The organism is Kutzneria sp. NPDC051319 (genome assembly GCF_040682195.1).
Taxonomy (GTDB): domain Bacteria; phylum Actinomycetota; class Actinomycetes; order Mycobacteriales; family Pseudonocardiaceae; genus Kutzneria.
In genome coordinates this window covers 67,741-74,607 of the sequence record NZ_JBFBAM010000046.1, presented here as the reverse complement: position 1 = coordinate 74,607, position 6,867 = coordinate 67,741, and the positions used below count along the sequence as shown (strand labels likewise).

General features: G+C 70.1%; 7 protein-coding genes and 1 tRNA gene. 5 read left to right on the top strand and 3 right to left on the bottom strand.

The window, feature by feature from the left end:
* Nucleotides 1-108 precede the first annotated feature (108 nt).
* From AB0M73_RS33490 to AB0M73_RS33480, 3 genes are all read right to left on the bottom strand, one after another.
* Complete coding sequence (locus AB0M73_RS33490) at nucleotides 109-561, bottom strand: SRPBCC family protein (protein ID WP_363899252.1); 453 nt, start codon at nucleotides 559-561, stop codon at nucleotides 109-111.
* Nucleotides 562-590: 29 nt separating this feature from the next.
* A tRNA-OTHER gene (locus AB0M73_RS33485) sits at nucleotides 591-676 on the bottom strand.
* Between the two features lie 13 nt (nucleotides 677-689).
* Entirely contained in the window at nucleotides 690-1,688 is a 999-nt protein-coding gene (locus tag AB0M73_RS33480; RefSeq protein WP_363899249.1) for a DUF2156 domain-containing protein, read from the bottom strand.
* A gap of 155 nt (nucleotides 1,689-1,843) precedes the next feature.
* On the opposite strand from AB0M73_RS33480, the gene AB0M73_RS33475 reads away from it, so the two are divergent.
* The 5 genes from AB0M73_RS33475 to AB0M73_RS33455 are packed head-to-tail and all read left to right on the top strand — an operon-like array spanning nucleotide 1,844 to nucleotide 6,864.
* Entirely contained in the window at nucleotides 1,844-3,466 is a 1,623-nt protein-coding gene (locus tag AB0M73_RS33475) for an aldehyde dehydrogenase (protein ID WP_363899246.1), read from the top strand.
* Nucleotides 3,450-4,586 carry an acyl-CoA dehydrogenase family protein gene (locus AB0M73_RS33470; RefSeq protein ID WP_363899243.1) on the top strand — a complete coding sequence of 379 codons (1,137 nt, stop codon included), beginning with the start codon at nucleotides 3,450-3,452 and terminating at the stop codon, nucleotides 4,584-4,586. Before AB0M73_RS33475 ends, AB0M73_RS33470 begins: the two co-directional genes overlap by 17 nt.
* Nucleotides 4,583-5,854 carry an aminotransferase class III-fold pyridoxal phosphate-dependent enzyme gene (locus AB0M73_RS33465; RefSeq protein WP_363899240.1) on the top strand — a complete coding sequence of 424 codons (1,272 nt, stop codon included), beginning with the start codon at nucleotides 4,583-4,585 and terminating at the stop codon, nucleotides 5,852-5,854. The genes AB0M73_RS33470 and AB0M73_RS33465 overlap by 4 nt, the downstream gene beginning before the upstream one ends.
* Nucleotides 5,847-6,365 (top strand): SRPBCC family protein, encoded by a 519-nt coding sequence (locus tag AB0M73_RS33460; RefSeq protein ID WP_052396246.1) that lies wholly within the window; start codon nucleotides 5,847-5,849, stop codon nucleotides 6,363-6,365. The genes AB0M73_RS33465 and AB0M73_RS33460 overlap by 8 nt, the downstream gene beginning before the upstream one ends.
* 19 nt (nucleotides 6,366-6,384) lie before the next feature.
* Nucleotides 6,385-6,864, top strand: a complete 480-nt coding sequence (locus AB0M73_RS33455; RefSeq protein WP_363899237.1) for a hypothetical protein — start codon at nucleotides 6,385-6,387, stop codon at nucleotides 6,862-6,864.
* Nucleotides 6,865-6,867: the final 3 nt, after the last annotated feature.

The window sequence follows — 6,867 nt, the reverse complement described above, 5'->3', positions numbered from 1 at the left end:
CTGCCTGCCACTCCCTCCGCTGACCCCCTTTATGCAGGGAAGGACGCCTTACCCGCGTTGAACGAGGGTAAGGCGTCCTTCCCTGCATAACGTCAGGAGGGCCAAGAATCAGGCGCTGGCGTGACGGGCCGCGATGCCGCGCACGAGGTTCTCGGCGGTCTTGCGGGCCGCGGTGCTGACGAACGGCATCAGCGTGCGCTCCATGGCCTTGCCCGCGATGCCGCCGGGCAGCTGGAACTCGATGCGGAAGGCGACCCGGCTCCGGTTGCCGTCGATCGGCGTCAGCTCGAAGCTGGTGGCCGAGTCCATGCCGGCCACCGAGCGATAGGCCAGGCGGACGTTCTCCTCCCACTCCACCGTGCGGATGGTCGACTTCAGCGTCGACGGCCCGACCTTGGTCTCCGACCGGAACGTCGCGCCGAGGCCGCGGTCGAGCTCGCCGACCGGTTCGAAGGTGGTCATGCCGTGCCAGTAGTCGAGCACGTTGCGGTAGTCGGCGAGGTAGGCGAAGGCCGCCTCGACCGGCGCGGCGCACTCCTGCACGAAACGGACTTCGGTCATGCCGGGATTCCTCTCGCGATGCGGTTACGCGGAAGGGGCAGGATTCGAACCTGCGTGGGCGAGAGCCCGACCGGACCGAGGTCCGGCCCCCATCGGCCGCTTTGGGTACCCTTCCCGAAAAACGCGGGTCAGACGATGTTCGTCACCCGCAGCACACTCCACAGCGATCGCGGCGAGATGCCGCCGTCGAACGCGAAGTACTCCGGCAGCACCGCCGTCGGATTCCACTTCATCTTGTACTCCAGCTGGCTTTTGGCCGGATAGACCCGGTCGCCGTGCTCGGCCAGCAGCGTGATGATCTTCGCCGCCGCCCGGCTCGCGGTCGGCAGCCGGTAGGACTCGTCCAGGGTCGTGAAGGGCGTGAACCCGAAGTGCAGCCAAGCCGCGCCCAGTTCCTTGACGTGCTCGATGACGTGCGCGTTGATCGCCTCCATCACCCCGGGCGGGCAGGCCGGCAGCCGCCGGCTCAGGTCGTGCAGCCAGCCCGGCCGCGAGCCGAAGACCGGCGCGTACGAGATGTAGGCGATGGGCTCGCCGGCGATCCGCCCGACGAACAGCTTGCGCAGCGGCTGCCACGGGCCGCCGATCTCGCCGATCAGGAAGGCCAACTCCTTGGTGTGCTTGCCTTTCTCGTGCAGCCACTGCCGGTCGATGTGCTCGATGTCGCCGGCCACCGACGCCGGGTCCGCCTCCTCGATCTCCAGGCCGGCCCGCAGCGCGCGGGAGATCTTGTTGCGCAGGCTGACGAACTTCTTGCCGCGCAGGCTGTGCCCGGCCAGCTCCACCGCGTAGGACGCGCCCACCTGGTTGACGGTCAGGCCCTGCTCGGCCATGAGCTCGGCGTCGGCCCGCTGCAACTGGACGCCCACGACCTTGCGACGGTTGGCGTGCGCCTGGTCCAGGAAATCGCGTTGCAGGCGGGCCCGGGTCGCCTCCGGGGTGAACGGGCCGCCGAACTGGATCCAGCGCTTGCCGTGCTCCCGGTAGCACACATAGCCTTCCACGCCCTCGACGCGGAAGTACTCGTTGCCCCCGTTGAGCGCGAGGAAGGCGCTGGGGTTGTCCGAGTGCCGCTGGAGAGCGGAAAGCGTCGAGCTCTGCTGGTGCGCCGCTGCCGGGACCGTCACGTCCTGCCTCCCTGCTCGGTGTCGTGCTGGGGACGACGCTAGCCAACGCCTCTGACGCGGCGGCGAAACCGCCGGCCGTAACGCGTCAGGGGCGTTTCAGGCCCCCCGGCCGATACTTCGAGCCGAATCGTCGTCGGAGACGGGATTGTGGGGGCGTGTTGAGCACGAAGGTCGAACCGCACCAGCTGCCGTCGTTGGGCAGTTTCGTGCGAGGGAAAGATGTGGAGAGCGGCAAGTGGGTGTACTCGCTTTCCGCGCGCGCGGTGCTGGACGACTCGTTCGCCAACCTGACGCTCAAGCGGAACCTCGAGGCGGGTCGCGTCTCCGCGGCCGATGTCGCGCCGGGTGTGCTGGTCGGGCGGGTGTCGGTGGCGGATCCGGACACGGTGCAGGACGCGCTGGCCGCCGCGGCCGAGGCGACCAGGCTGTGGCGCTCGGTCCCGCTCTCAGTGCGGCTGGAGGACTGGAACCGGCTGCTGCGCGAGGCGATCCACGACAACGAGCGTGAGCTGATCGACATGCTCACCCTGGAGGGCCATCCGCTGGAACTGGCCCGCTGGGAGCTGTCCGGGATGTACGAGCTGACGCGGCCGGAGACCACCGGGTTCCTGCGTTCCCAGCTGTGGCAGGAGTTCGCGATCGGGGCGCGGCGCAACATCGTGCGCCGCCAGCCCGACGGCGTGGTCTGCGTCAATCCGCCGGCCAACGCGCCGCTGGTCAGCGCGCTGCTGGGCGTGACGAGCATCGCCGGCGGCAACGCCGTGGTCGTGCGGGCGCCGCGAACCGCGCCGTTCGGCGTGTCCTCGGTGCTGCGCAACGTGATCGCGCCGGTTCTCGACGAGCTCGGCGCGCCGCCCGGGCTGCTCAACATCGTGTGCGGGCATCCGGGCCCGATGCTGGACGCCTGGATCGCCAGCGAGCACGTGGACGACATCATGTACTTCGGCGATGTCGGGCCGGGTCTGAAGATCGAGCGCCGCTGTGTGGAAGCCGGCAAGAAGCCGATCCTCGAACTGGCCGGCAACGACATCGTGCTGGTCTGGCGCGACGCCGATCTGGAGGGCGCCGCCGACGCGATCGTGGAGGGCTTCTACGGCTCCGGCCAGCTGTGCATGGTGCCCAATCGGGCGATCGTGCACCCGGCCGTGGCCGACGAGCTGATCGAGCTGGTCAAGGTTCGGGCCGCGGCGCTGAAGCCGGGCTACCCGGACGAGGAGGGCGTGTTGCTCTCCCCGGTGCTGCGGCACGACAAGTTCACCCGCTACCTGGAGGACGCCGTCGAGAAGGGCGCGACGGTGGTCACGGGCGGCAAGGGCATGCAGATCGACGGCACCCTGGACGAGGCGGGCTTCTTCCTCCAGCCGACCGTGCTGCGGGTGGACGGGCTGAGCCGGGCCGGCGAGCTGTCGGCGGTGGCGGACGAGACGTTCTTCCCGCTGATGCCGATCATCGTGCCGCACGCGGCCGAGGACGCCACCCTGTTCGACAGCTTCCTGGAGTTCGTCAACGCCAGCCCCTACGGCCTGCGGAACTCCTTGTGGGCCAAGGACGACGCGGTGATCGACCGGTTCGTCGCGCACACCGTCAAGGGCGGGCTGCTCAAGGTGAACGACTCGCACATCGCGTTCACCGCGCCCCTGCCCTCGCACGGCGGCACCGGCCTGACCGGCGGCGCCTTCGGCGAGGCCAACTTCCCCGTGCTGCGCACCACCCACCTGCAGGGGGTTTCCATCATTCGACCCGAGCACAGGGAAGGCCACGATGCGCACACTCGATGAGGCCCGCGAGCTCTGCGAGAACCGCCTCCCGGGCCTGCTGGGCAAGCTGGCCGACGTCGGCCTGGCCGAGCTGGAGAAGCCGGGCAACCCCGGGCTGGAGCTGTTCAAGGCGGCGGGCGGCCCGGCACTGGTGATCCCCAAGGAGTACGAGGGCCTCGGCGCCTCGCCGCTGGAGGCGATCCAGGTGACCCGGGCGATCGGGGCCGTGTCGCCGTCGCTGGCCGTCGCCTCGACCATGCACCACTTCTCCGTCGCGACGATCTTCACCCTGGCCGAGAGCCTGCGCGCGAGCGGGCTGGAATGGGCGCTGCTGGAGGGAATCGCCACGCAGAACCTGTTGGTGTCCTCCGGTTTCGCCGAGGGCAACCCCGGTCAGGGCATCCTGTCCCCCACCGTCGGCGGTGTCCGGGCCGACGGTGGGATCCTCGTCAACGGCTCGAAGAAGCCGTGCAGCATGTCCGCGTCGATGGACCTGCTCTCGGCCAGCGTGTCGGTGCCCCGCAAGGAGGGTGGCACGGAGAACCTGGCCATGCTCATCCCGGCCGACAGCCCGGGCATCTCGGTGCATCCCTTCTGGCGCAGCAACGTTCTGGCCGGGGCGGAGAGCGACGAGGTGCGGCTGACCGACGTCCTGGTGGACGAGCGGCTGCTGGTGCCGACCGAGGTCGGCGACCGCGGCGAGGTCGACGAGCTCCAGACCATCGGCTTCATGTGGTTCGAGATGCTCATCACCGCCTCCTACCTCGGCATGGCCAGCTCGCTCGTGAACCGGGCGCTGGCCAGTGAACGGCTGGGCGTGGAGACGAGGGCGGATCTGGGCGTGCGCCTGGAAACCGCGACCCTGCTGCTGGAGGGAATCGCCCGTCAGCTGATGGCCAAGGAGGGTGACAACGCCGCGCTCACCAAGGCGATGATCGCCCGCTACGGCGCGCAGGAGGCGATCACCGACGCCGCCGGCCGGGCGGTGGAGGCGTTGGGCGGCATGGCTTTCATCGGCTCCCCCGACGTCGCCTACCTGATCGCCGCCTGCCAGTGCGTGAACTTCCACCCGCCGGCCCGCGCGGCCACCCGCCGGGCCCTGGTGGAGAACTTCACCGGCGACGTGCTGAGGATCGCGTGAACGCCGACATCGACGTCGTCGACCGCGAGGAGGTGTCGCGCGTCTACCGGCGGCGGCTCAGCTCCGGGCGGGCGCGGCTGGCCGACGTCCTCGGCGGTCACATCGAGGTGGCGTCCGACGGCGCCTGGCTGACCATGAGCGACGGACACCGGATCCTCAACGCCGGCGGCTACGGCGTGCTGATCACCGGGGCCCGGCACCCGACCGTGGTGGCCGAGGTCGAGCGGCAGCTGCACACGCATCCCATGGGCACCAGGATCTTCCTGGAGCCGGCGGCCGCCCGCGCGGCCGAGGCGCTGATGTCGGTGGCACCGGCAGGCCTGGAGCGCGTGCACTTCTCGTGCTCCGGGGCCGAGGCGACGGAGGCAGCGATCAAGCTGGCCCGGCTGGCCGGGCGGCGGCACCTGATCTCCATGACCGGCGGGTACCACGGCAAGACGATGGGCGCGCTGTCGGTGACGGCCAAACGAGCCTTCCAGGATCCGTTCCGCCCGTTGCTGCCGGACGTCACGCACGTGCCGTTCGGCGACGTCACTGCGTTGACCGCGGCGCTGGAACGGCATCCGGGAGAGGCGTGCGTGATCGTCGAGCCGGTACAGGGCGAGGGCGGGGTGCACATCCCGCCGTCCGGCTACCTGTCCGCCGTGCGCGCGGTCTGTTCGGAGTACGGCGCGCTGCTGGTGGTCGACGAGGTGCAGACCGGGCTGGGCCGGCTGGGCGCGTGGTGGGGCTGCACGGCGGAGGGTGTGCGTCCGGACATTCTGTTGTCCGGCAAGGCACTCGGCGGCGGCATCGTTCCCGTCGCGGCGACCGTCGCGACCGAGGAGGTCTTCGGCGCGCTGAACCGGGACCCGGTCCTGCACACGTCCACGTTCTCGGCGGCGCCGCTCGGCATGGCGGCCGTCAGCGGCGCGATCCGGGCCATCAAGGAAGACGGCCTGGTCGAGCGGGCGGCGGCGCTGGGTGAACGGCTCACGCCCGCGTTCCAACGGATCGTCGCGGCCCGGCTGCCCCATCACCGGTGCGAGGTGCGTGGCGCGGGCCTGTTGATCGGCGTCGACTTCGCCGACCCGGCGCTGGCGGCGGACCTGCTGCTGGCGTTGGTGGCCAACGACATCATCGCCAACATCTCCCTCAACTCCGACCACGTCGTGCGGTTCACGCCGCCGGCGACGCTGACCGAGTCCGATGTGGACTTCCTCATCGACCGGTTCGAGCGCGCGGCCGCCGAGGTCGCCGCCAACAACCCCGAGGTGACCGATGCGTAGCCTGGAACTGACCCTGCGGGCCGACACTGTCGGCGCCGCCGAGGCCTACCGGCGGATCTGCGAGTTCGAGCGATATCCCGAGCTCGTCGACGAGGTCAACGCCGTGGTCGTGCACGGCCGCGAGGACGGCGGCCCGCTGCTGAGCGACTGGGAGATCTTCTTCCGCAACGGCCTGCTGCGCTGGACCGAGGTCGATTACTTCCAGTCCGAGCAGCGCCGCATCGTGTTCGAGCAGACCACCGGGGACTTCGAGGTCTTCCGCGGCTCGTGGGGCGTGACGGCGGCCCCGGGCGGCTGCCAGGTGCGCTTCGAGGCGACCTTCGACTTCGGCATCCCCAGCCTGGCCGGCGTGCTGGAGCCGATCGCCACCAAGGTGCTCAAGGAGGGCATCGCCCTGATCGTGCACCAGCTGCTCGGCGAGGCCACGGTCGTCGGCGATCCGGCCATCGCCGCCGCGGTGAGCGCCCGGCTGCGGCGCCGGCGCGAGCCCGACCCCGTTCTGACCGCCTGACTCCGGGAAGAAGGCCGAGATGGACCACATCAACCGCTTCGAGAGCCGGACCACGCTGCTGTTGCTGCGCGCGGAGTACGGCGTCGCGCTCGTGGTGGGCGTCGTGCTGCTGCTCATCCACATCGGCGAGATCCGGTGGATCCCCGCCGTGGCGCTGTTCGCCTACATCGACGTGATCGGCTACATCCCCGGCGCGATCGCCTACCGGCGCTCGCCCGACAAGAAGATCTCCAAGGTCTACTACGTCCTCTACAACACCATGCACAGCCTGGTCACCCAGGCGGTCGTGGTGGGCCTGTGGATCTGGCTGTTCGGCTTCGAGTGGGCGCTGCTGATGGTGCCGGTCCACCTGTGCGGCGACCGCGCGATCTTCGGCAACTTCCTCAAGTCGTTCCGGGTGCCGTTCGAACCCGAGGCGACAACCGGGTTCGCCGAGTTCGACAAGACCATCACCCGGGCGCCGCAGCGCCCGCAGCAGCCCCAGCCGGAGCGGATCTGACCC

Coding starts and splice junctions, on each gene's coding strand:
- AB0M73_RS33455 (WP_363899237.1), top strand. CDS start 6,385: ATGGACCACATCAACCGCTTCGAGAGCCGGACCACGCTGCTGTTGCTG.
- AB0M73_RS33490 (WP_363899252.1), bottom strand. CDS start 561: ATGACCGAAGTCCGTTTCGTGCAGGAGTGCGCCGCGCCGGTCGAGGCG.
- AB0M73_RS33460 (WP_052396246.1), top strand. CDS start 5,847: ATGCGTAGCCTGGAACTGACCCTGCGGGCCGACACTGTCGGCGCCGCC.
- AB0M73_RS33470 (WP_363899243.1), top strand. CDS start 3,450: ATGCGCACACTCGATGAGGCCCGCGAGCTCTGCGAGAACCGCCTCCCG.